The following is a 23799-nucleotide window of genomic DNA, read 5'->3' on the forward strand; positions in this document are numbered from 1 at the left end:
CGAGAAATTGTTTTGAGGAACCTGCGGTTTTCATGCCAGCACCCGCGCGAGGAGAACGAGGTTCAAGCCCACGATGGTCGCCGTCGTCACCCAGGCCGCGCCCCGCATCCAGGGCGGGCTGGCGAAGCGGCCCATGATCGCCCTGTCGCTCGTGAAGCGGATCAGCGGGATCATCGCGAACGGTAATTGCAGGCTGAGCACGACCTGGCTGAACAAGAGCAGGCGCCCGATCCCGTCGTCGCCGCAGGTAAGCGTGACGAGGAAGGCCGGTACGACGGCGATCGCGCGGGTGAGGAGCCGCCTTGCCCAGGGCGGCAGGCGCAGCTGCAGGAAACCTTCCATCACGACCTGGCCGGCCAGGGTGGCGGTGACGGACGAGCTCTGCCCCGCCGCCAGCAGGGCGACCGCGAACAGGGTACCGGCCAGCGCCGTGCCCGTGAGCGGCCCGAGCAGCCGATGCGCATCCTGCAGCTCGGCCACGGCGGCGTGTCCGCTGACATGGAACACGGCGGCCGACGTCACGAGGATGGCGGCGTTGACAAGCAGCGCCAGCGCCAGGGCCACCATGATGTCCGCCGTGGCGAAGGCGATCGCGCTGCCTTTGTCTTCCCGTCCGTCACGCCTGCCGCGCGTGCGGACCGTCGACGAATGCAGGTACAGGTTGTGCGGCATGACCGTGGCGCCGACGATGCCGATCGCCAGGTACAGCATGCCCGGATCGGTGACGGTACGCGTGGACGGCAGGAATCCCGCGGCGACGGCCCCCCACTCGGGCCGTGCCAGCACGAGGTTGATGCCGAAGCAGACGAACACGATGCCCATCAGCGCGATCACGAATGCCTCCAGGTAGCGCAGCCCCGACTTCTGCAGCCAGAGGATCAGCAGGACGTCGAGCACGGTGAGCAGCACGCCGACCACGAGCGGTATGCCGAACAGCATGTTCAGGGCGATGGCGGTGCCGATGACTTCGGCGAGGTCGCAGGCGCAGATGGCCAGCTCGCACAACACCCACTGGGCCAGCGCGGAACGGCGCGAGGCATGGCGGCGGCACAGCTGGGCCAGGTCGGCCTGGGCCACGATGCCCAGGCGTGCCGACAGCACCTGCAGCAGCATCGCCATCAGGCTGGACAGGCCCACGATCCACAGCAGCGCGTAGCCGTGCGCGGCGCCGCCGGCCAGGTCGGTCGCCCAGTTGCCCGGGTCCATGTAGCCGACGGCGACGAGGTAGCCGGGGCCGAGATAGGCCCCGATGCGCCGCCACCACGGCCCCACGTCCGGCCCGGCCGTCGCAGTGAGCACGGGCGGCGTCATGTCAGGCGTAGGCCGTGCTCATGTTCAGCAAGCCGTTGGCCCCCTTCGGGAAGAAGCCGCCCATGGTGACGGACTCCTTGGTCAGGTACACGATGTTCAGCACGTCGCCGGGCGTGCGGCTGAAGGCGATGCCGTCCTTGTCCAGCGGGACGATGTTCGAGACCGTGTCGTCGCCGGCCGTGGTGATGCCCTGGTCGACGTCGGTTGCATTGTCCAGGCTGTCGCGTGCGTCCGAGATAGCGCCGGCGGCCGTGCGCAGCGACGGGGCCGTCAAGCCTTTCGTGTACAGCACGGTGCGCACGAGGCCCGCATGGTAGGCCTCGGCCGCAAGAATGCCCGCCGCGGCTTCCAGGAAGGTCTTGTTGCTGATCAGCGGCGAGGCGCCCTTGTAGGCGGTGACACCGACGTCCTCGAAGATGAAGGCGCCGAGCAGGAAGTTCTCGTCGCTGGCATAGGGGTCGAAGGCCTGGCCGGCACCCACGAGGCCGGCGGCACGGGCGGCGTTCGAGAACGCGCCGTTCGGGTCGGTGCCGCCGATGTCGATGGACGGCATCGCCACGGCGGCGCTGCCGAGGGCCTTGCGCAGGAAGCCGACGTGCGCGATCTCGTCCTGGGCGATTTCCTTCGCATATTGCGCGACCAGCGGATCCTTGAACGGTACCGCCTTGCCGCCGGTGACGGTGCCCTGCGTGCCGGCGCCGCCCAGCAGGCTGGCGCTCAGTCCCGTCCCGAACACGGCATACGAATAGAACTGCGCTTCGAGGTATTCCAGGTTGAGGGCGAAATTCAGGATATCGGTATCGGTCGGCTGGGCCGCCTGGGCGACGGCATCGTGGACGGAACCGCCGCACGCGCTGAGCAGCGTCCCGCCGACCAGGCCGACGCTCAGGCCGCCGACATTCTTGAAGAAGGAGCGGCGCTTTTCCAGTTTCTGTTGACGTGATTCCAGTAATGCCAGGGTCAGATTCGTGTCCGTCATGGTATTCCTCCGGTTAATGAAACGTCGAGAAAACATCGCCGGCACCCCACTGAAATTTCGTTGTGGAAAAAGGAAACGCCAGTCGCGCACGGCATGGTGCTTGTACTGGCCGGGACGCCGTTCGGATTCAACTTTTTTCTCGCGTGCGCATGGAATCCGCATGGGGCCGTGCCGCCGGACGAGCTAGCCGATGGTGGGAGCGATGGCGACCTGGCCGCGGTCAACCAAGGCACCGCGCACATATCGCCATCCTTGGGGTCAAACACTTTTCGCGCAGCGGCAGCAGCGCACGTGCCAGAGCGCGGAACATTCCTCACAGGAGGTTTTATGCTAGCAATGACTTATCGTGGACCATACCGGGTCCGGCCCCAGCAAAAGCCGGACCCCGTCATCGAACACCCGGGCGACGCCATCGTGCGGGTGACGCGTGCCTGCATCTGCGGGTCCGACCTGCACCTGTACCACGGCCTGGTGCCCGACACGCGCGTCGGCCATACCTTCGGCCACGAATTCATCGGCATCGTCGAACAGGTCGGCTCGGCCGTCGAGACGATCAAGCCGGGCGACCGCGTGCTCGTGCCGTTCAACCTGTTCTGCGGCTCGTGCTTCTTCTGCCAGCGCGAGCTGTACAGCAACTGCCACAACACGAACCCCGAGGCGACCGCCGTGGGCGGCATCTACGGCTACTCGCACACGACGGGCGGCTACGACGGCGGCCAGGCCGAGTTCGTCCGGGTGCCGATGGCCGATGTGGGACCGTACAAGATCCCCGACGACATCGCCGACGACGACGCCGTGCTGCTGACGGACGCCTTGCCGACCGGCTACCAGGCGGCCGAGATGGCCGACATCCACGAGGGCGATACCGTGGTCGTGTTCGGCGCGGGGCCGGTCGGCATCTTCGCCGCCCGGTCGGCCTGGCTGTTCGGCGCGGGCCGCGTCATCGTGGTCGACCACGTGGACTACCGGCTCGACTTCGTCCGGCGCTACGCGCCCGCCGAGGTCGTCAACTTCCGCGAGGTGGGCGACATGGCGCTGCACATCAAGAAGATGACGGACTGGCTGGGCGCGGACGCCTGCATCGACGCCGTCGGCTGCGAGGCGTCGGGCAGCCTGACCCAGACCATCACGGGACGCTGGACCATGCTGCAGGCAGGCGCGGCCACCGCGCTGTTCTGGGCCATCAACTCGGTGCGCAAGGGTGGCAACGTGTCGATCGTCGGCGTCTACGGGCCGACCTTCAATGCCGTGCCGATCGGTAACGCGCTGAACAAGGGCCTCACGCTGCGGATGAACCAGGCGGCCGTCAAGCGCCATGTGCCGCACCTCATCGAGCACATCCGCCAGGGACACCTGAATCCGAAGGAAATCATCACCCACCGCGTGCCGCTGGAAGAAGTCTCCGACGCGTACCACATTTTCTCGAGCAAGTACGACGACTGCATCAAGACCGTCCTGATTCCTCCGCGCGCCGGCGCGGCGCGTGCGACGGTGGGCAGCGTCATCCATTGAAGGAGCAGCCATGGAACACCAACTAGCCCTGCGCGATCTGGAGGAACAGCGGCGCAATCCCCACCACCACGGCCATGTCGACTACGATCGCCAGATCGACCACCCGCTGGACCGGCACAGTCCTCCCCGCGAGCACTTGCAGCGCATTCCCGGCTGGGGCTCGGACCTCGACCACAAGAACCGTCCGGCCATCCCGATGGAGCGCACCCCGCCGCGCTTCATCCACGTCCCCCAGGGACAGCCGGTGCAGCAGGCCCAGACCGTCGAGGTGTTCTGCTCGCCGGAGCGGCCGGGCATCACGCCGCTGTTCGGCACGGCCCAGCCGCCGAAGTGGCTGTCGGGCGCCATGCGGCGCGTGGCCTACAAGCTGCCGGAAAACGATGTGCGCCACTGGCTGATGCTGATCGCGGCCGACCGCGTCAACACGGTCGAAGGCATCGTGGACGACCTGCGCCATGGTCACGTGCCGAACGTGCTGGGAGAGATGGGCATCCGGTCCGAGCTGCGCTACAACCCGGCCGGGCTGGTGCGCAAGGCGCTGATCACCACCATCGTGGTGGGCGGTGTCATGGCGCTGCTGAAACGCCGCAGGTATTAGCCGTTGCGCCGCGGCCACGCCGCTCAGCCGTGGGGACGCGCTTGGCCTGGCGCGGCGCATCTTGCCGCCAATACGGCGTCCGGCGACCGTCTGGAGCGGAGCGGCAACAGCGACCGCCCCGCTCCAGTGTGTTACAGCGAACGCAGGAACGCCATCAGCGCATCGCGGTCGGCCTTCGACAGCGCCTCGAAGCGCTGGCGCGCACGGTCCGCCTCGCCGCCGTGCCAGAGGATGGCTTCCGTCAGGCTGCGGGCGCGGCCGTCGTGCAGGTAGCCGACGCGGCCGCCCGTGCCCATCACCTTCTCGCTGTAGCCGATGCCCCACAGCGGCGCGGTACGCCACATGGTGTCGCTGGCCTGGCCCTCCGTGAAGCCGTCGCCCAGGTCCTTGCCCATGTCATGCAGCAGCAGGTCCGAGTACGGCCGGATGGTCTGGCTGCGCAATTCGGCGAACAGGTGGCCGTCGCCCGTCTTCATCTCGGCCGTGTGGCAGGCCGTGCAGCGCATCGCCTCGAACACCTTGCCGCCTGCCGCGACCAGTGCCGGCTTGACGTCCATCTCCTCGATCGGCGCGACGCCTTTCGGGAAGCCGCTCGCCAGGCTGCGTTGCGCGGGCACGGCGACCAGGGCCAGGTAGTTGGTGATCGACTGCAGGTCGGCCTCCGAAATCCCCGCCTGCGCGCTACCCGACGCGCACGCCGCCGGACCGTTGTTGCAGGCACGGCTCGGATAGATCGTCGAGGTCACGCCCATGTCCAGCAGCAGCGCTTCCGCCGTCTGGTGGCGCAGCGTGGCCTTGCCCGCCTTCCAGCCGAAGCGGCCCAGGCGCACGGCGCCGCTCTCCGGGTCGAACACGTACTGCGCCGTGCCCTTGACGCCGTCGGCATCGGGGGCGCTACGCACGCGCGCCAGGATCGTCGCTTCGGGCACGGCCTCGAGCAGGCCCGTGCCGATCATCGGCTGGGCCGAGCGCAGCGACACGACGGCCGGCACGGCGCCCTCGAACGCCAGGACGGGCTTGCGCAATTCGACGGTGCTGCCGTCGGCCAGCTTGACGGTGCGGCTCTCGAAACTGCCCACGCGCACGCCGTTGCCCCAGTTCTGCTTGCTGCCCGCCGCCGCCGGCGCGTTCATCTGCACCGCCATGCCGTATTGCGGATGCGGCACCTGCACGCCGGCGCTGGTGAGCGCCGCGACGCGGATCGACATGCTGTCCAGGCGCTGGTTGACCGCCACGGGTGCGGGGCTGCGGCCGTTGTTGACGTGGCAGCCGATGCAGGCGGACTGGCTGAAGCGTCCACCCTGCAGGCCGATGGCGGCCTGGTACGGATCGTTGCCCGGCTCGTTGTGGGCGCCCGTCGTGAAGTTGGTGTGCACGAGGCGGCGGCCTTCGACGAAGCGCTGGATGTTCTGCATGCCCGCATTGTTCTGCGGCTGCTGGAACATGAACAGGCCGTTGTCGGAGTAGTTGTACGACACCGATCCGAGCCCGCCCGACAGGGTCGACTCCGGCAGGGGCACCGAGTTCAGGCGCGGCTGCACGCCGTACCACGGACGCAGGCCGCTGCCGACCACGTAGATCCATTCCGGACCGTAGTAGCGGATGCCGCCGCGGTCGCCCTTCGACGCCAGCGATTCGACGGTGGTGAACATCGACGGCGCGACCTCGATCGCATCGCCCACGACCAGCGCGCGGCTCGGCACGTTCGTGCCGTTCGGCTTGCCGTCCGCGTCGATCCCGCCGTGCCCCGGATACTGCTTGACGAGCAGCGTGCAGGCGCCGTTGATGCCGGTGGAAGTCACCAGGCGGCCAGGCTGCGGGTACGGGGTCGGCGCGCAGACCGGGACGTTGCGGTCCACCAGCTCGCCCGGATTCATCCAGCCATAGCCCGTCACGCCCGCGCGGTCGAAGGCACGGAAGAACGCGACGCCGCCCGACAGGAAGTCGACCGTCGTGTACTGGTTGTAGATCAGCGTCGGCCGCGTGACGCCCGCCACGCGGCTGTTGTCGATGATCTCGATGCCCCAGGTGCGGTTCTGGAAGTACTGCGGCACGAAGGTCAGGTAGTTGCCCGGGCCCTTGTCGAGCGGCAGGCCGGTGGCCTGGTCGACGGTCTCGTTCGGGCCCTCGCCGATCTCGTTCCACTCCTCGCCCCGCTCGCGCCCGTGGCGCGCCATCGCGCGCGCGCCGAAGCGGGTCACGATGGTGCCGTCGGCAAGCGTGAACTGGATCGTCTCCATGGGCGAGGCGGCGGCCGGGAGCGGCTGCATGCCGCCGCCGCCGGCCGGGTACTTCAGCGCCGACGTGGCGCTCGTCCCCGCCGTGTTGTCGCTGCCCGGCGTCTTGAATGCGACCTCGTACAGCGAGTAGCCGTACTTGGTCGCGCGCGCCACGCCCTGCAACTGGATGTAGCGGGCGTTCGCGTTGAGGTTGAACTGTTCCTCGGTGCCGCCCGTCGCGCCGCTGACGTAGCGCAGCTGCGTCCATGCCTTGCCGTCTTCGGAAGCGCGCAGGATGTATTCCTTGCCGTAGGCGTTCTCCCAGACCAGCTTCATGTAGCCGATGGGGACCTTCCGGCCGAAATCGAAGGTGATCCAGGCGCCATCCTCGGCCTTGCTGGCCCAGCGGGTATCCAGCTTGCCGTCGATGGCCTTCGCGGCGGCCAGGCCGCCGTTCTCGTCGCCGGACGAGGCCACGCCCACCGGGACGATCGCGGCGCCCGGCTTGCTCAGGTCGACGTCCGGGGGCGGCGAGCCGGGATCGGCCGGCGACGTCGCTGCGCTGCCCGAAAACGCCTGCATCTCGAAGATCGAATAGCCGTACTGGCCGGAGCGCTTGACCCCCTGCATGCGCAGGTAGCGGCCGTTGGCGCCGAGATTGCCGAAGTCCTCGACGCCGCCCGCGCTGTCCGTCACCGACTTGATCGTCGTCCAGTGGGCGTTGTCGTCGGAAACCTGCAGCAGGTAGGCCGCCGCGTGGGCGTTCTCCCAGCTGATGCGCACCCGGTCGATCGGCTTGGACGCGCCGAAGTCGAGCGTGAGGTACTGGTCGTCCGTGAAGCCGCTGCTCCAGCGCGTGCCGTCGTCGTGGTCGATCGCCGCCTTCGCGTCCAGGTCGCCCCGTTCCGATGCGCTGGCCGTCGCCTGCACCGGCGTCAGCACGCTTTCGGCCGTTACGCTGGCCGCCAGCCGCTTCCCGCTCGCGCTGGCCATTGTCGCGTGGTCGTCCTGCGTCCCGGAGCCGCAGGCCGCCAGCAGTGCGGCCATGCAGCCGGCAAGCGCCAGCGTTCCGGCTGGTGCCGCGCGGCCTGGCATCCACCGGTTCATTCGATATTCATCTTGCATTTTTTCTCCCTGAATAGGCTTTTTTACTCGTCCATGCCGACGCGCCGCGTCGTCGCGGACAAATGCAGCGGCGACAACATTGTTTCAATTAAGATCATCATATTGTCAGCCAAACAAAAAGCGCCGAGATGCGCTTTGTTGATCGACCAGATGGATTGCCGCTCTGACGACCGGGACGCCGTGCCGGGCCGTATTGATGGACATTCTATTTGGTTTATTGCCGTAAATCTATTTCATTCGATGTAAATGAAATTAGCTAAACTGATGGTTATCGACCCTGCGCGCATTCCGGGTGGTGGAAAACAAAAAAGCGACCTGGAGGTCGCTTTTCAGTCACATTGCGGAGGCGGTCGGGCTCCTCACGCCTTGTTGAGCACACTCAGGTTACCCAGTACCGCGTCGAACATCACGCCCAGGCGTGCGCTCTCCTCCGGGTCGTCCGCGAAGAAGGCCTTGTCGATCGCCAGCGCCGAAAAACCATGCATCAAGGACCAGCAAGCAATGGTCGGCGCGAGCGACAAGTCGCCCACCAGCTCCGGCGTGGCCGTGCCACGTACCGCCTTGTCGAGCACCCTGAATGCGCGCAGGCCGGCCTGGTACAGGTTCTCATCGGTGAGATAGAAAGCCGACGTCTTCCACATCAGGCGAAACATGCCCGGCCGCCGTTCCGCGAAGCGCAGGTAGGCATGTGCCAGGGCCCTGATGGTGGCCTGGCGGTCCTCACCCTGGATGGACTCCAGCTCGTCCGCGAAGTCCCGGAATCCAACCGTCGCGACGGCCGACAGCAGCCCGCGCACATCACCGAAGTGGTGTGCCGGCGCCCCCGCCGACACACCCGCGCGCCGTGCCGCCTCGCGCAGCGAGAAGCCGTCCAGGCCCTCCGTCTCGATGATGTCGACGCTCGCCCGGACGAGTGCCTCGCGCAGGTCGCCATGATGGTAGGGCTTCGCGTCCCCGTTGGATGCGACATCCGTTTTCGGCGCGGCGCGCCGCTTTCGCTGCACCGGCTCCTTAACAGTGTTCAGATTTTTCTTGACAGTGTTCAGTTTGGAGGTCATGATCGATTTTAACACCGTTCAAATCAGGTGGGAAGTCCGGTCTCGACCGTGGGACCGCAAGCCGATCATTGCATACTTTGACAAAGGAGAAATCCATGGTGTCGTTTTCCCAAGCAGCGCTCGATGCCTTCCTGAACGAACCTGACGATACGCCATTCGCCATGCTGAACCTGATCCAGCTCGATCCGGATGGGGGCAGCGAGCGTTACGCGGAATACCATCGATTGGCCAAGCCGAGCCTGGCCCGCCATGGTGCGAAAATTCTCTACGCCGGCAATGGCCTCCCGGTGCTCACCGAGGGGAACATCAAAGGATGGGATGTCGTGCTGGTGGTCCAGTACCCGAATCGCGCTGCATTCAAAGCGATGATCGGCGACGCGGAATACCAGGTGGCGTTCAAGGTCGGCGCCTCGGCCATCGCCGACATCGTCCTGCAGCCGTTGAAGGCGATCGACGGATTGTTCTGAGACGGTACGACGTCGGCGCGCTCGCGTGGTCATCCGTCCGCAATGTTTCCTACGTCGACGGCAGTTGCTGGACTTGGCTGCATGAGGGCGATCCGGCATGCCCGCATACGCCGGCCTGCACTTGCCTGAAGGCGCGGCGATCGGCCCGATTCACAAACGATACGATGCGCCGCCCGCCGAAGCGCCAGCGCACCTGCATATTGCACGGCGCCGACGCCACTAGCCGTCGATCCCGTATTGCGCAAGCTTCCGGTACAACAGTTGTCGATGGATGCCCAGCCGGCGCGCCGCCTCCGCGCGGTTTCCCTGCGCCTCGGTCAGCGCATGCTCGAGCATCAGCCGTTCGAGGCGCTCGACGGCCAGCGGCAATGGCTGCGTGAGCCACTCCTCCGGCACTGCGGGTGCGCTAGGAACGGCGGGATTGGACAGCGGCGCGTCCAGGATTGCGTCCAGGTCGGCGGCGCCGATCACGTCATGGCGGAAGCGCGCGTGGCAGCGCTCCATGGCGTTGCGCAGTTCGCGCGCGTTGCCGGGCCAGGGCCGGCGCAACAAGCGCTGCGCCGCGTCGGCGCCGAGCAGCTTGGACGGGCTGCCCGCGGCGGCGCGCTGGAGGAACAGTTCGGCTAGGGGGATGATGTCGTCCGGCCGCTCGCGCAGTGGCGGCAAGCGGATCGGCAGCACGTCGAGGCGATACAGCAGGTCGGCGCGGAACTGGCCATCGCGTACGGCGGCGCCGAGATCGCGGTGTGTGGCCGCGATGATCCGCACGTCCACCCGTACCGCGCGGTTGCTGCCCAGCGGGACGACCTCGCCTTCCTGCAGCACGCGCAGGATCTTTGCCTGCACGTCGAGGGGCATGTCGCCGATCTCGTCGAGCAGCAGGACGCCGCCGTCGGCGGCGCGGAAGCATCCCTCGCGCTCGGCGGCGGCGCCGGTGAACGCGCCACGCACATGCCCGAACAATTCGCTCTCGAGCAGTTCCCCCGGGATTGCCGCGCAATTGACGGCCACGAACGGGCGCCCGGCCCGTGCGGAATGCCGATGCAGCGCACGCGCCACGACTTCCTTGCCCGTGCCGGTCTCGCCCAGCACCAGCACCGGCAGCACGCTCGCGGCAGCGCGTCCGATCTGCTTGTGCACCTCGCGCATCGCGTCGCTGCTCCCCACCAGGTCCCCGTCGCCCGCCGGCGGCTGGGCCGGGGTGGCGGCGCCGGCTGAAGGGCGGCACTGCAAGGCGCTGTCCAGCACCGCGCGCAGCGTCTCGCGCCGTACGGGCTTGGACAAGTGATCGAAGGCGCCCAGGCGCATCGCCTCGATCGTGTTGGCGGCGCCGGCGAACGCCGTCAGCACGATCACGGGCGGTGCCGGCAACGCCGCGTCGCGCAGCGCTGCCAGGGTCTCGAGTCCGTCCATGCCGGGCATGCGGTGGTCCAGGAAGATGGCGTCGAACGGCGGCGCGGACGCGAGCAGGGCCAGGGCCTCGGCGCCGCTCGCGGCCGCCGCGACATCGTGGCCGAATGCCAGCAGCGTCTCTGCCAGCGTGTCGCGGAAGGCGTCGTCGTCGTCGACGATCAGCAGGTGCGCCATGGCAGTTCCAGTGTGAAGTGCGCCCCGGGAGCGCGGGCCGTGTAGATGAGGTCGCCGCCGTGCGCCAGCGCGACCTCGCGCGCCAGTGCCAGGCCCAGGCCCGATCCGTCGGCGCGGCCGGTGTTGAACGGCTCGAACAGGTTCGCCAACAGCGCCGGGGGCACGCCCGGGCCGTCGTCGTCGACCCGCAGCACGAGGCGCCCGTCCGCATGTTCCATGCCGAGTACCACCTGGCCGCCGCGTGGTGCATGGCGTACCGCGTTGTCGAGCAGGTTGTCGACGGCCCGCCCCAGGTGGACCGGGTCGAACACGGCGGCATCCGGACCGCCATGGTCCGCCACCACGGCGACGCCGGCGGCCTCGGCCCGGTGGGCAACCGCGCCCAGCCGCTCGTCGATCCAGGGCGCGAGCGGTACCGGCCGCGGCGTCAGCGTCAGCGGCTGCACCAGGCCCAGCAGGCTTTCGACCAGGCCATCCAGCCGGTCGATCTGGCCCACGATCGCCTGCAGCGCCGCGCCCTGCCGCTCCGGCGTCGCCGCCAGCGCGTTCTCGGCCTTCAGGCGCATGGTCGCGATGGGGTTGCGGATCTCGTGGGCGATACTGCCGCTCATCCGGCCCAGGGCCGCCAGGCGCTGGTCGCGGCTGCGTTGCTGCGCGGCCTGGCGCAGCCACGCATGCGCTTCGTCGAACCGGACCCGGTAGCGGTTGAAACCGTCGACGATGCGGTCCAGTTCGCGTACCCCCGTCGGCGATAGCACAGGCATGGCATCGGCATCCGACTGAGCCGCCGCCAGCTGCGCCTCCAGCGCGCTCACATGGCGCAGGCCGCGCTGCAGGATGGACACGAACCACAAGCCGGACACCAGCACCAGCGCCAGCAGCACGCCAAGGCCCGCACGCAGGCTGCCCTGCGCGTCCAGCATGCCGCCGCCGGCCCGCGTCATTGTCCAGACCGCCAGATCCTGGCGCGCCGCGCGCATCGGGCAAGCGGTGACGATCAGGGCTTCGCGGCTGCCGCGCACCACGTCGGTCTGCAGCCAGCGCGTGCGCGCCGCGCGTGCCGCCATGTCGATGATCAGCGGTTGCTCGGCCAGGGGCACGTCGCGCTTCACGCCGCTGCCTTCATAGGTCGGGTAGGCATACGCGAGTTGTCCGGCACCAGCCTGCCAGATGCCGCCCTCGACCTGCGGCGCCTCGACCAGCACCAGATTCAGCAAGGCGCGCAACAGGTCGACGTCGGGGCCGGCGGGGGTGTCGGGCAGTGAGGCGCGCGCGTAGCGGGTGGCGATGGCCTGGCAGGTATGCTCGGTGGCCGCGCGCGCCGTCGAGATATGGGCGCCGGCGCTGTTGCGGTAAAGAGTGAACATCACCACCGCAAGCGACACGCACATTGCGAACAGCAGGATCCAGAACAGCCCCAGCTGTCCGCGTAGCGATTTCATCGGCCTGCCCTGCCGTGTGGGTGCGTCGAATGGCGTGTCATGACGATAGTCTAGCCGCTTTATGGATGAGCCCCTCGCACGGTTTCGCGGCGCGCGGGAGCCGCGCATGGCCAGCGCTCACATCCACAAGCGGGCGGCGAGCGCGGCGGCGAGCGCGGCCGGCATCGCCACCAGGCCGACCTTCAGGAACTGCCAGAACGACACGTCCAGTCCCGCCCGGCGCACATTGACGAGCCACAGGATCGTGGCAAGCGAGCCCGTCACCGACAGGTTCGGACCGAGGTCCACGCCGATCAGTAGGGCATCCACGATCAGCCTGTCGGGCTGCAGGCGCCCGATCACGGCGCTGGCGACGAGGCCGGCGGGAAGGTTGTTGGTCGCGTTGCTGCCGACGGCGAGCAGGGTGCCCGCGATGGCCGCCGCTTCCCGCACGCCGCCACGCGCCAGCGCGCCGAGCGCCGCCGCCAGCGTGTCGACGATGCCGGTGGCATCCAGGGCCGCGACGAGGACGAACAGGCCGGCCACCAGGGGCAGCACGGCCCAGTTCACGGACCGGATAGTCGCCACGGGCGAGCTGCGCCCCTTGAGCCACACGGCCGCGGCGGTCAGCCCGCCCATGACGGCGGTCGGCGGGCCCAGCGGGATGTCGCGGCTCGACACCACCAGCAGGACGATGGCCGTCGCGACGATGCCCGCCAGCGCCAGGCGGCCGCGACCGTCAAGCGCCGGGGCCCGCACTTCCTTCCGGCAGCGCGCGGCGAGCGCACGCCGCTGCGTCCAGCCGAGCGCAAGATAGGTGACCACGATGGAAGCCAGCGACGGCAGCAGGAAACTGCGCAGCCAGGCTCCCAGCGCCGGCGTGTGATTACCATACAGTACGATGTTGGCCGGGTTCGACATCGGCAGCACGAAGCTGGCTGCATTGGCGACCATGGCGCAGGCGAACAGGTTCGGCAACGGATCGATCCTCGCCTTCCGGGCGGCGGCCACCACGGCCGGCGTGAGCACCACGGCGGCCGCATCGTTCGACATGAAGGTGGTGACGACGACGCCGACGCCGTACACCAGGGCGAACAACCGCCAGCCCGAGCCGCGCGCATGGCCGACGGCGAGCGCGGCGGCCCAGTCGAACAAGCCCGCTTCGCGGCCGATCTCGGACAGCAGCATCATGCCGGTCAAGAACAGGTAGACATCGCTCCCCTGCCCGACCGCGTGCCACGCCACGTCCGCGGGCAGCAGGCGGAGGACGACGAGCGCCGCCGCGCCTGCGACGGCCCAGATGGCCTCCGGCCAGTCATAAGGGCGGATCAGGACCAGCGCCGTCGACGTCGAGACGATCGCCCAGATCGCCCAGCTGGCATGCGCCGTCATTCCCTTGAGCGGCGCTTGCCACCGCCGGAAAGCGTGCCTGCCCACGATGGCGCCCCGTCCAGGGTTTCCGGCATGGCGAACGCGAACAGCACGAAGCCGGCGGCAGCGATGGCGGCCAGGGCGAGGAAGGCCGTCGTCGTCCCTGCATGGTGGGCGAGGAATCCCGCCATGCTGTTGCTCAGCAGGGCACCCACGCCGACGGCGGTGGCCACCGCACCCTGCGCCGCGTTGAAGCGGCCCGTGCCCTTGGTGAGGTCGGCGATGATGAGCGTGGCGACCACGCCGAACACCCCCGCTCCCAGGCCGTCCATGCACTGTACCGCGATGAGGGCCGCGGGCGAGGTGGCGACGCTGTAGAGCAGACCGCGCGCACACAGGGCGGCGAAGGCGAACAGGAACAGCGGCTTGCGGCCCACCCTGCCGGCCAGCCTGCCCGCGAGCGCGGCGACCACGACAAAGACCAGCTGCGACGCCACCATGTAGCCGGAGGTCAGCATGATCGCCTTGCGCACACCCTGGCCGCGCGCCAGCATCTGCGTCACGAGCGGCACCATGGCGGCGTTGGCGAAATGGAAGATCACGGCGCAGGCCAGGAAGACGGCGACGGGGCGCTGCCTGATCAGCTCGCGAAACGCGGGCAACAGGCCACGGAACGCCTGCATGGGCGTGTCGCGGCGATCGGCCGCCCCCTTGCCTGCGCCTGCGCCGGCGCCGCTGCCACCGCGGGCGATGTCGTGGTCTATGTCGTCCGGATTGATGCGCGCCAGGATCAGCAGCGAGAGGGCCGCCAGTGCCACGACGGCCGCGAACATCCATGGCAGGCCGGCGGTTACGCCGACCACGCCCAGGCCGACGGCGCTCGCGACGTTGCCGGCGGCGTTCCACGCCTGGTTGGCGCCGAGTACGCCATCCAGACGCTTGCGCCCGACGATGCCCAGGGCGATCGCCGCCAGCGTGGGCGGAAAGATGGCCCCAGCGGCGCCGATGAGCGCCTGCGATGCGGCGACCACCGCGAACGTCGGATGCAGGGGCGTGACGATGCAGGCGCTGGCGATCATCCCGATGCCGACGGCCAGCAAGGCGCGCTTGGCGCGCAGGTAGTCGACCAGCGCCCCGACTGGCGTTTGCGTCGCGACCTGGGCGATGTTGCCGATGGCCAGGGCGATGCCGATCCCGGCCGGATTCCAGTGCACGGTCGATTGCAGGAACAGCGCCATGTACGGTCCCATGCCGTTCTGGACGTCCGCCAGGGTGAAATTCAAGGCCCGGAGCCAGGCAATGCTCCCGCCGGCGCTGTCCTGTACCTTGCCGTCCGCGCCGGATCGTTCGCCGGAAACGGTTTCGGGCTGGATGGGGATCGTCAATGCGTGCTCCTTCCGGTCACCGCGCAACTCACACGTCAGTGCGCTTTATTGTTCAAGGGTTTGCCATTGAGCTCGACGGCGTCGATGACACGGCCACTGCCGTCGGCCAGGGGACGACCGGGGCCGGACGCCTGCACGTGCGTGCCGAGGGCAATGTCGAGCGCCGCGAAGCGGTCCGGAGGCACGTGGACGAAGTCGCCCGTGTCGAGCACCACCCCGTTGGCCTGGCCGTGGCGGGCGTAATTCAGGCGCACGACTTTGCCCTCGACGCGGCCGGGCTTGCGTACGTCGTGCACCGCCCCGCCCTCGATGAGCGCCAGGCGCTTGAACCGGTACACGGCGTGCGCGCCGTCGCCTTCGGGCCAGGGCCGCGCCTCGCTGCCTTCGATCGTGACGCGCCGCCCGGGCCACAGGTGCTCGACGCTCGACGCGTCGTCGTTGCCATGGTGGAAGACGAACTGCGCCGGGATGCCGTCCGCATCGATCATCATGCCTTCGATGCCGCCCATCGGGCTGTAGATGGCGTGCGTGAACACCCCGTCGATGGACCAGACCTGGTCGTCCTGGTCCTTGTGGTGTTGCCTTAGTTGCACAGCTTCTGCTTTCGGTTTCATATCGATGATCAAATTTGGTAATGGATGACTTTGTTGAAAGCGTCACCCCGCCAGCGGTGTGGACTGGCACGGCGACCCTTTGATATGGCCGGCTCATGCGGCTGGCTCATATAGCCGGCTCATGTAGCCGGTGCGTCTCGAGGCGGCGGCGGCGGGTTGCCCTCGGGACCGGTCGGGCGACGACCTGGCGCGGGGACCGGCGCGCGCTTCCCGGGACGCGGCGCCGGTGCTGCGCCGGGGCCGCGCGGCATCGCCTTGTCGCCGGGGCGTGCGTCGGGCGGGATGGGCGGTGCGGGCGGAGGTGGCGGCCGCACCCCTTCGGCCGGAGGGGCATCGGCGGGCGGAGGGGGTGGCGCCATGGTGGACTGCGCCATCGCGACATGGGCCGCGGCCAGCGTGACGGCCGCGAGGATAATGTGTTTTGCTGACATGACCAATCTCCTTGAAAAGTTACCAAGGAGGTAAGTGCAAAAAGCAGGCCAGACCATTCTGGCCCGGGAGGCGGCTTATTCCCAACGCATGAAGCGGGTGAACGTCCGCTTCGGAGACAACGCGTGTCCGTTTTACGGACAGTCGGGGTTCGTCGCCCCGCGTCGTGCCGCGCTCGTCGCTCGCGACGTGCTAACCCGGCCGTCTCCGTACCGGTTCCGCAACGGCGCGCGCGCTCGTATCGAATCTCGCTGGACCGCAGGATCAGCCTGCGTAGAATCAAAGTCGCCCCCGGTGCTTAACCAACAAGCGAAAGGCATGTATGAACGCCAAATCCCTCTCCCTCATGCTCTGCGCCGCCTTTGCCGCCAGCAGCGCGCACGCCCAGCAGGCCGACCTGTTTGGAACGACCTTCAGTTTCACGGAGTTCGCCGACCGTCACGGCGATCCCGGTGCGTATTACCTGAGCGGCGCATTCCACGGTGCGGACCTCGACCATGACGGCATCCTCGGACTGGCCGAGCTGACGTCGCTCGAGGTGCAGGGCAAGCAGTTCGTCGGCTGCGGCGCGTCGCTGGGCGATGCCTACAACGGCTATTGCGACATCGCCAGCTTCTCGTTCGATGCGGCGAATCACACCCTCGATTTCTCCCTCAAGTGGGGCAACGACGGCTACCCCGGTTCCGCACCATCCTGGGAGCGCAATGAAATCACGACCGGCGACAAGGTACAACTGCTGTACATCGGCCACCGCGGCGACACCTATGGTCCCCTGTACTACTGGACATCGAATACCACGTTGTCGATTCCTGCTGCCGTGCCGGAACCTGCAGAAGTCCTGTTGCTGCTGGCGGGCTTGGTTGTGATGGGAGGCGTTGGTTCGTGGCGGCGTGCGGGCCGGCAGCGCGGCAGTGCACCCGCTTGACGCGCTGGAGGGTACCTTCTACCGCGCCTGACGCTGCCGCGGCTGCGCTTGCGGCAGCGCTGTCTCTAACTCGCGTTCGAAACGGGCCTACGCTCTCGGAAAGAAGGCATGGTTGCACCCATGATCAGGGTTCGAGCAAGAAGTGGCACGAACTCGGCCACGACATCCAAGTTAGCGAGAGGCGCGCAACTTTTCGACTCCCCATGCCGGTCTATTCCGACCGATGCACCATTGCCGCCGAGCAAGGCGCGCTAGTGGCCGCAATGTACGCCGCTTCGAGCGGCGCCGCCTTCAGTGTCATCTCACTGCCAAGTGTTCATGCGCCAGCGTGTGATGTCTCGGCGATCCGGCACGGATGCGCCCATCAATACACGCCAACATTGGCGTATTGCACCATTAATTAATACACGAAAAAAAATCAAGAGTCTGTGCGATGTTGCCGTGCTCGATTGAAATCCAGCTTCGCGGCGCCGCGCATCACGAAGCCATTGCAGCGAGGCCGTGCCTTGATAGGAAGCGCTTGGCTCCCGCACAACAGTTGAAACTCAACAGTGACGTATGTTTTTCGAGAACAACATTATAATTTCGCCGACTTCGCACTTATTTATCGAGGACCATGATGGGATATGTTTCCCCTCAATTGGCGCATTTCCTGCAGGACCCCCAACAGCGCCGGATCCTGCGACTCTCGTTCCCACACGACGACGCCCCCCCCTTCACGCTGCTAGCGAACCGCCTCGACGCGTCGGAAGGCCTGTCGCGCGATTTCGAATTCGTCGTGGAAGTGCTGTCGGACGATGCGCGCATTGGTCTGCGCCAGGTGCTGGGCCGCATGGTCACGATCGAGCTCGTGCGCGGAGACGGCAGCCTGCGGTATTTCAACGGCTACGTCTTCGAGTTCCAGCTCACGCGCACCGATGGCGGATATGCGTTCTACCGCATGGTCTTGAAGCCGTGGATGGCCTACCTGAAACTGCGCAAGGATAACTACGTCTTCCACGACAGCTCGCTGCGCGAACAGACCGAGCAGGTGTTCGCCGACTACAGCACGCACAGCGACTGGGACGCGCGCCTCACCGGCGAGGATCCGAAGGCCACGATGGCCTGCCAGTTCGGCGAGAGCGACCACAATTATCTGAGCCGGCGCTGGGAGGCGGCTGGCTGGTACTACTGGTACGAACACAGCGCGACCGGCCACAAGCTGGTGCTGGCCGACGATTCAACCGCCGCGCCGCCCATCGACGGGGCCGGGCCCGGGATCCGCTTCCAAAAGCACGGCGGCGCGGTCGAGGAGGAAGCGATCGGCAACTGGAGCCCGGTGCGCCGCATCGTCGCCGGGCAGGCGGTGCTGACCAGCTTCGACTTCAAGCACCCGATGCCCGCTACGGTCGACATCCCGTCGGTGGTCGACCAGGGCGACGTGCTGCATGTGGAAGCCTATGAATACGCTGGCGCCTACGGCTTTCGCAGCTGGAGCGACGGCAACGCCAGGTCCGAGCTGCGCATGGAGGAAATCGAGTCGCGCTGCAAGCACGTCGAGGCGGAAGGCAACAACCGCTTCGTCCTGCCCGGCCGCTGGTTCACGCTGACCGAGCACTTCGGGGTTGACGGCGCCGGCGACGGCGCGGAACGCGACAAGGCCACCTTCCTGATCCTGGCCGTCCAGCACAGTGCGGCCAACAATTACCTGCAGGGCAAGGAAGCGGCGCCGGACTACCGCAACACGCTGCTGTGCACGCGTAAGAGCGTGCCGTGGCGGCCGGGCCGCGGCTTCGACAGCATCGACACCCGCATCCTGGGGCCGCAGACCGCGACCGTGGTCGGGCCGCCGAACCAAGAGATCTATACCGACGAGCACGGCCGCGTGAAAGTGCAGTTCCATTGGGACCGCGTCGGCAACAACGACGAACGCAGTTCGGCCTTCGTGCGCGTGGCCTCGAACTGGGCCAGCGAGCAGTACGGCGCCGTGTCGCTGCCGCGCGTCGGCGACGAGGTCATCCTGAATTGGCTGGACGCCAACCCGGACCTGCCGATCATCACCGGCCGCGTCTACAATGGCAGCAACATCTCGCCATGGGAACTGCCGTCGCAGGGCGCGCTGTCGGGCATCCGCAGCCGCGAGCTAAAAGGCGCGAACGGGGCCGGCAACCGCAACAACCACCTTCTGATGGACGACACGAACGGCCAGATCCAGGCCGTGCTGTCCTCGGATCACCAGCACAGCCAGCTGAACCTCGGTTATTTGACCCGGATCACCGGGCGCGAAGGCCGGCGCGATTTCCGCGGCGAAGGCTACGAGCTGCGCACCGACGGCTGGGGCGCGCTGCGCGCTGCCAAAGGCCTCCTCGTCACGAGCTGGAAGCAGTCGATCAACGACGAGGCCACGACCCAGCAGGACAATACGGAAGGCGCGGATACGCTGCGCGCCGTGCTCGACAGCGCTACGAACCGCAGCAAGGCGGCCGAGATGGCCAGCGATGCGCGCGGCGAGCGCAAATTCGGCCACCGCGGCCTCGACAGCCAGTCGGCGCTGCACGAACATACCTGGTCGCTGTCCAAGCCAGTGGTGTTCATCACCTCGCCGGCCGGCGTCGCCACCAGCACACCGCAGAGCATCGTTCACGCGGCCGGCGAAGACCTCGGCAATTATGCCGTCGGCCACCTGGACCTTACAGCGGGCAAGATCCTGTCGCTGAGCGCCGCCCAGGGCGTGCGCCAGCACGTCGAGCGCGGCGGTCACGCGACCGTGGTCAGCCACGGCGACTACCATGTGCACGTGCAGGATGGACAGACAGAGGTGGTGTCGCAAAAAGGCATCACGATCGAGGCCCGGACTGGCGACATCACCCTCAAGACCAAGGGCGGCAGCATCGTGCTGACCGAAGCCGGCGACATCCTCATCAAGGGCGTCCGGGAAACCCATGAGATCGCCGGCACGCTGGAACTCGGCGCGGCCAAGGTCGTCAATAGCGGGGCCGTGCCGGCGGCGCCGAGCAAGCCATTCTGGGGCCAGATGAACGTCGGCAAGTTCAGCCAGCAGCTCGTGCTGGCGGAGGCGCTGCACACGATCGGTGGCAAAGCCGCGCATTACGGCTACAAGATCGTCGGCAAGGATGGCGCCGTGCTCAAGAGCGGCAAGCTGGATGCCGAGGGCAAATCGGAACGCGTGTTCACCGAGGACATGGAAGCGCTGCAAGCCGAGATCGACATGCACGACAGCAAGTGGCAGATCGTGCCGGACGAGCGCCATCCGCTTGATCGCGCGGCCGCCGACGTCGCCGAGGCGCTGGCGACGCCGGTCGGCGTGTCCCTGCTGGCCGACAAGGTGCCGATGCCCGTCGAGACGGCGCGCGGCCTGTTCCGGGCCGACGGCGGCATCGACGCCGGTTCGATCGCCATGTCGGTGTTCGAGTCGCGCTTGAAGTTGCCGGCCGTCGCGATCCTCGAACTGCTGCGCCATGGTGGCATCGATGAGCGCCGCGGCGCCGTCAAGGCAGCCGCAGTGGCCGGCGTTGCCGGCGCCGTCGCCGACGGCGTGCACGAACAGGTCAACGCCGCCAGCGCGCGGCTGCTGGCGGCGCTGGGCGGCGAACTACGGCCGGGCGCCCCGGTGCCGCAGGAGATCCACGGCATGTTCGCCGAAGCCGAGGCGCGGCGCGCGCGGCTGGCGGAGGAGCCGGACGCTGCCGACGGCGCGGACGAGGTGGTGATTGAGGACACCGACGAACTGACCGCGCTGTCGCTGTCGGACGAATTCTCCGCCGGGCTGGACGAACCGCCGTCGGAATCACGCAACCAGGATGGAAGCGCACTGGCGTGAGCCGGCGGCGCGGGACAATGAAGAGAGGAGCATGATGTTCAAGATTTCTTTCACGACACCCCTGGCGGCACGGGCCTGCGTGGCCGCGCTGGTACTGGGCCTGGCCGGCATGGCCGCCGCGGCGACGCCGCTGAGCCACCGCAGCGCCACCATGCAGTGCGCCGACCGCCGCATCACAGTCGAAGCCGACTGCTTCGCATTCACGCCCGGCACCACGATGTGCACGCGCCAGTCGATCCGCTTCGCCGGACCCGACGGCAAGGCGCTGGGCGAGCGCGCGTTCAAGTCGATGCCGCTGAAAAACGCCGACTACCCCGTGGTGCCCGAGCAGATCGGCGAGCTCACCTGCGTCGAGACGCCTGACAAAAAAACCTTCCTCGTCGCGCTGATGGACACCGGCGGCAATTGCGAGGACTGCGAGTGGAACGACGTGTACTCAGCCGACGGTGCCCTCGTCGGTAGCACGCGCAACGGCAAGGAACCCGGCGCGGCGGCCGCGAGCGCCATCGACGCGGCTTACGACGCCAGGAAGAAGCACGTGCTGGGCCACCAGGCGCTCACGCCGTTCTACCGTCTCGGCGGCGCCAGATAATGGCCATCGACTACCGGGTCTTCTATTCCACCAAGGGCGCGGCCTACCGGAAGGAGAAGATCGTCGCGCACTCGGCCTACCTGGTGCCGGTCGACACGCGCCCCGGCCGGCTGGCCGGCAATTCGCGCATCTGGGGCGACGCGTCGCAGGAAGTCCAGCGCAAGGTCATCGACGCCATTATCGCCGCGGCGAAAAAGGATGGCTTCAATATCCGCCGCATGGCGATGCTGCTGGCCATGGCCAAGATCGAGTCGGGGTTCAACCCGGACGCCGCGGCCGGCACGACATCGGCATCGGGCCTGGGCCAGTTCATCAAGAAGACCGGCGCGGCCTACGGCCTGGACGCGAGCAACCGCTTCGAGGTAGGGCCTTCGATCAGCGCGCTGATCGCGTACTTCAAGGAAAACGAGAACATCGCGAAGAAGAACAAGGACCCGGACTACTTCGTCTACAAGTACCACCACGACGGCCCGTACAGCGAGTACGGCGGCACGGCGCTGGCGAAGGACAAGTTCGCACCGCTGGCCGCCGCCTACGAAAAGGCGCTGACGGCCGGGCACGTCCTGACCGTGGTGGATCCCGGCGGCCAGCCGATCGCCGACGCCCAGATCAAGGTCGAGCAGAACGGCAAGGCGGCTGTCATGAAGACCAACGAGCACGGCAAGCTGCCGACGTTCATGGCCAACCCTGACTTCGGCGCCATCCAGGTCTATATCAAGAAGGCCGACGACACGTTCAAGCACCTAGGCGAACTGGCCATCGACAAGCTGGAATCGATGTGGACGCTGGTCGCGCCGAACGAGCGCGTGCCGCTCAACACGCAGCTGCACGAACCGCCGAAGGCGGCTGCGGCGCCGGCTGCCGCCGGCACGCACAAGGTGAAATCGGGCGAGACGGTGTCGCGCATCGCGCGCGACCACGAGACGACCTACCAGGAATTGTGCAAGCTTAACGGCATTGAGAAGCCGTACACGATCTATCCTGGCCAGGTCCTGAAGCTGCCGCCAAAGAAAGGCGCTGCCAGCGCGAAAGCCGCGCCGGCGCCCACACCGAAGCCCGCGGCGCCAGCCGCGCCGCTGCCGGGCAAGCCGACCGTCAGCGAGAAACGCGACGAGTCCAGCCAGCATCCGGTCGCCAAGGTTGTGGCTCCGGGCACGGGGACGATCGAGGCCACGATCGCCTTATGCGCTCAAGCACAAGGAACCGAAATCGATCCACCGCTGCCTGCGCTACGTAAAGCGCGCCTTGTTCGCCACCAAAATGATCCGCAGTTATCCCGGCATCGTCGCCGCCAAAGATTTCGGTCCCTTCCTCGGCACGGAAGGTTTCGCCAACCTCCTGGAAACCAAACCGGGCACGAATCTGAACAATGCGCCGATCGGCGCGATCATCGTGTACCGGCCAGTCGAAATGCAGACGTACAAGGGCGAGACGATCTACGGGCACATCGAGATCAAGACCGAAAAGGGGTACGTCAGCGATTTCCTGAACCCCGTTCCGACGTATTCGACTAACCCGGTGACGATGGTGTCGCCGAAAATGAGATCCATCCCCGTCAGCTACAAGGTGACCGGCATCTGGTTCAAGGAATGAACCACCCACGCCACCGCAACGACCACGCACGCCCATGATGAAACCGATCCTGTCCAGCCTCGCCGCCCTCGCCATCGCCGGCGCGGCCATCCCCGCCCACGCCGCCGACGGCAAGGGCGCCCCGGCGCCGTTCGCCTGTCCGTACTCGAAGGACGTTGCCCCCCATAAGGTGCCGTACGACGTACGGATGAAGGTCCACGACGAACTCGTGCGCCGCTTCGACGACGCGTTCGGCCCCCATCCGGATGGTTTCGGCGACCCGAAGGTCGCGGCGAAGGTCGCCGCAACGCGGATCGACGAGCGCAAGATGGCGGCGCTGGCCGAGGTGTCCGGCTGCGCGGCGCTGTTCGACGCGGACGGGGCATGCGCGCAGTTCTACGATCCCGAGCTGGGCGACCCGCTGTCGGTGATCATGTCCATGAAGAGGAAGGCGGTCCTGCGCCGCCAGTTCGAGGACGCCATCGCGCACCTGGAGCGGCCCGACTACAAGCGCGCCGCCCAGTCGTGCATCAAGCTCGTAGGCGTGAAATGAACCGTCCGGTGATTCGCGTCGGCGATTCGACGTCGCACGGCGGCGCCGTTGAAGAAGGCAGTGCGCATTTCATTGTCGATGGCAAACCGGTCGCGCGCGTCGGCGACAAGGTCAGCTGCCCGCTGCACGGCGACACCACCATCGACAGTGGCAGCGAAACCTACGTCACCGACGGCAGGCCCACCGCGCGCCACGGCGACACCACCGCCTGCGGCGCCACGTTGACGGCCACGCAAGACCATTACTTTATCCGCTAAGACC

Annotated in this window: 18 protein-coding genes; 9 read left to right on the plus strand and 9 right to left on the minus strand. The window is 67.5% G+C overall.

The window, feature by feature from the left end:
• Positions 1-30: 30 nt before the first annotated feature.
• Together ACI1V7_RS24365 and ACI1V7_RS24370 are read right to left on the minus strand one after the other, a co-directional pair.
• Complete coding sequence (locus ACI1V7_RS24365) at positions 31-1299, minus strand: Nramp family divalent metal transporter (protein ID WP_404534562.1); 1269 nt, start codon at positions 1297-1299, stop codon at positions 31-33.
• A gap of 13 nt (positions 1300-1312) precedes the next feature.
• Positions 1313-2290, minus strand: coding sequence for a ferritin-like domain-containing protein (locus ACI1V7_RS24370; protein WP_404534564.1), 978 nt, complete (start codon positions 2288-2290; stop codon positions 1313-1315).
• A gap of 327 nt (positions 2291-2617) precedes the next feature.
• Here ACI1V7_RS24370 and ACI1V7_RS24375 point away from each other — a divergent pair, with 327 nt between their 5' ends.
• Complete coding sequence (locus ACI1V7_RS24375) at positions 2618-3802, plus strand: zinc-dependent alcohol dehydrogenase (RefSeq protein ID WP_404534565.1); 1185 nt, start codon at positions 2618-2620, stop codon at positions 3800-3802.
• Positions 3803-3812: 10 nt separating this feature from the next.
• A complete protein-coding gene (locus ACI1V7_RS24380; RefSeq protein WP_404534566.1) occupies positions 3813-4400 on the plus strand; it encodes a hypothetical protein in 588 nt (195 codons plus the stop codon).
• Positions 4401-4531: 131 nt separating this feature from the next.
• Here the strand turns inward: ACI1V7_RS24380 and ACI1V7_RS24385 are convergent, their stop codons facing one another.
• A complete protein-coding gene (locus ACI1V7_RS24385; protein ID WP_404534568.1) occupies positions 4532-7726 on the minus strand; it encodes a di-heme oxidoredictase family protein in 3195 nt (1064 codons plus the stop codon).
• A gap of 377 nt (positions 7727-8103) precedes the next feature.
• Positions 8104-8802, minus strand: coding sequence for a TetR/AcrR family transcriptional regulator (locus ACI1V7_RS24390; protein ID WP_404534569.1), 699 nt, complete (start codon positions 8800-8802; stop codon positions 8104-8106).
• A 95-nt stretch (positions 8803-8897) separates the two neighbouring features.
• On the opposite strand from ACI1V7_RS24390, the gene ACI1V7_RS24395 reads away from it, so the two are divergent.
• Positions 8898-9269 (plus strand): DUF1330 domain-containing protein, encoded by a 372-nt coding sequence (locus ACI1V7_RS24395; RefSeq protein WP_404534571.1) that lies wholly within the window; start codon positions 8898-8900, stop codon positions 9267-9269.
• A 219-nt stretch (positions 9270-9488) separates the two neighbouring features.
• Here ACI1V7_RS24395 and ACI1V7_RS24400 read toward each other — a convergent pair whose 3' ends face one another.
• From ACI1V7_RS24400 to ACI1V7_RS24420, 5 genes are all read right to left on the minus strand, one after another.
• Positions 9489-10856 (minus strand): sigma-54-dependent transcriptional regulator, encoded by a 1368-nt coding sequence (locus tag ACI1V7_RS24400; RefSeq protein ID WP_404534572.1) that lies wholly within the window; start codon positions 10854-10856, stop codon positions 9489-9491.
• A complete protein-coding gene (locus ACI1V7_RS24405; protein WP_404534574.1) occupies positions 10841-12298 on the minus strand; it encodes a sensor histidine kinase in 1458 nt (485 codons plus the stop codon). The genes ACI1V7_RS24400 and ACI1V7_RS24405 overlap by 16 nt, the downstream gene beginning before the upstream one ends.
• Before the next feature lie 117 nt (positions 12299-12415).
• A complete protein-coding gene (locus ACI1V7_RS24410) occupies positions 12416-13669 on the minus strand; it encodes an SLC13 family permease (RefSeq protein WP_404534576.1) in 1254 nt (417 codons plus the stop codon).
• Positions 13666-15033, minus strand: a complete 1368-nt coding sequence (locus ACI1V7_RS24415; RefSeq protein WP_404534577.1) for an MFS transporter — start codon at positions 15031-15033, stop codon at positions 13666-13668. The genes ACI1V7_RS24410 and ACI1V7_RS24415 overlap by 4 nt, the downstream gene beginning before the upstream one ends.
• Positions 15034-15068: 35 nt before the next feature.
• On the minus strand, positions 15069-15626 hold the full coding sequence (locus ACI1V7_RS24420; protein WP_404534578.1) for a hypothetical protein: 558 nt from the start codon (positions 15624-15626) through the stop codon (positions 15069-15071).
• A gap of 772 nt (positions 15627-16398) precedes the next feature.
• On the opposite strand from ACI1V7_RS24420, the gene ACI1V7_RS24425 reads away from it, so the two are divergent.
• The 6 genes from ACI1V7_RS24425 (at position 16399) to ACI1V7_RS24450 (ending at position 23795) form a co-directional block, all read left to right on the plus strand.
• Positions 16399-17001, plus strand: coding sequence for a PEP-CTERM sorting domain-containing protein (locus ACI1V7_RS24425; protein WP_404534579.1), 603 nt, complete (start codon positions 16399-16401; stop codon positions 16999-17001).
• Between the two features lie 616 nt (positions 17002-17617).
• Positions 17618-20821: a type VI secretion system Vgr family protein gene (locus ACI1V7_RS24430; RefSeq protein WP_404534580.1), complete on the plus strand. Its 3204-nt coding sequence runs from the start codon at positions 17618-17620 to the stop codon at positions 20819-20821.
• 31 nt (positions 20822-20852) lie between these two features.
• A complete protein-coding gene (locus tag ACI1V7_RS24435; protein ID WP_404534582.1) occupies positions 20853-21413 on the plus strand; it encodes a hypothetical protein in 561 nt (186 codons plus the stop codon).
• Positions 21413-22927, plus strand: a complete 1515-nt coding sequence (locus tag ACI1V7_RS24440) for a LysM peptidoglycan-binding domain-containing protein (protein WP_404534583.1) — start codon at positions 21413-21415, stop codon at positions 22925-22927. The genes ACI1V7_RS24435 and ACI1V7_RS24440 overlap by 1 nt, the downstream gene beginning before the upstream one ends.
• Before the next feature lie 113 nt (positions 22928-23040).
• Positions 23041-23538 carry a hypothetical protein gene (locus ACI1V7_RS24445; protein WP_404534584.1) on the plus strand — a complete coding sequence of 166 codons (498 nt, stop codon included), beginning with the start codon at positions 23041-23043 and terminating at the stop codon, positions 23536-23538.
• Positions 23535-23795 carry a PAAR domain-containing protein gene (locus ACI1V7_RS24450; RefSeq protein WP_404534585.1) on the plus strand — a complete coding sequence of 87 codons (261 nt, stop codon included), beginning with the start codon at positions 23535-23537 and terminating at the stop codon, positions 23793-23795. Before ACI1V7_RS24445 ends, ACI1V7_RS24450 begins: the two co-directional genes overlap by 4 nt.
• The last annotated feature ends 4 nt before the right edge of the window (positions 23796-23799 follow it).

The sequence above is a fragment of the Massilia paldalensis genome (assembly GCF_044901715.1).
GTDB lineage: Bacteria > Pseudomonadota > Gammaproteobacteria > Burkholderiales > Burkholderiaceae_D > Telluria > Telluria paldalensis.

Bases quoted from the DNA above. Each gene is read 5' to 3' on its own strand.
- ACI1V7_RS24370 (WP_404534564.1), bottom strand. From the start codon at position 2,290: ATGACGGACACGAATCTGACCCTGGCATTACTGGAATCACGTCAACAG.
- ACI1V7_RS24375 (WP_404534565.1), top strand. From the start codon at position 2,618: ATGCTAGCAATGACTTATCGTGGACCATACCGGGTCCGGCCCCAGCAA.
- ACI1V7_RS24380 (WP_404534566.1), top strand. From the start codon at position 3,813: ATGGAACACCAACTAGCCCTGCGCGATCTGGAGGAACAGCGGCGCAAT.
- ACI1V7_RS24385 (WP_404534568.1), bottom strand. From the start codon at position 7,726: ATGAACCGGTGGATGCCAGGCCGCGCGGCACCAGCCGGAACGCTGGCG.
- ACI1V7_RS24390 (WP_404534569.1), bottom strand. From the start codon at position 8,802: ATGACCTCCAAACTGAACACTGTCAAGAAAAATCTGAACACTGTTAAG.
- ACI1V7_RS24395 (WP_404534571.1), top strand. From the start codon at position 8,898: ATGGTGTCGTTTTCCCAAGCAGCGCTCGATGCCTTCCTGAACGAACCT.
- ACI1V7_RS24400 (WP_404534572.1), bottom strand. From the start codon at position 10,856: ATGGCGCACCTGCTGATCGTCGACGACGACGACGCCTTCCGCGACACG.
- ACI1V7_RS24405 (WP_404534574.1), bottom strand. From the start codon at position 12,298: ATGAAATCGCTACGCGGACAGCTGGGGCTGTTCTGGATCCTGCTGTTC.
- ACI1V7_RS24410 (WP_404534576.1), bottom strand. From the start codon at position 13,669: ATGACGGCGCATGCCAGCTGGGCGATCTGGGCGATCGTCTCGACGTCG.
- ACI1V7_RS24425 (WP_404534579.1), top strand. From the start codon at position 16,399: ATGAACGCCAAATCCCTCTCCCTCATGCTCTGCGCCGCCTTTGCCGCC.
- ACI1V7_RS24430 (WP_404534580.1), top strand. From the start codon at position 17,618: ATGATGGGATATGTTTCCCCTCAATTGGCGCATTTCCTGCAGGACCCC.
- ACI1V7_RS24435 (WP_404534582.1), top strand. From the start codon at position 20,853: ATGATGTTCAAGATTTCTTTCACGACACCCCTGGCGGCACGGGCCTGC.
- ACI1V7_RS24440 (WP_404534583.1), top strand. From the start codon at position 21,413: ATGGCCATCGACTACCGGGTCTTCTATTCCACCAAGGGCGCGGCCTAC.
- ACI1V7_RS24445 (WP_404534584.1), top strand. From the start codon at position 23,041: ATGATGAAACCGATCCTGTCCAGCCTCGCCGCCCTCGCCATCGCCGGC.
- ACI1V7_RS24450 (WP_404534585.1), top strand. From the start codon at position 23,535: ATGAACCGTCCGGTGATTCGCGTCGGCGATTCGACGTCGCACGGCGGC.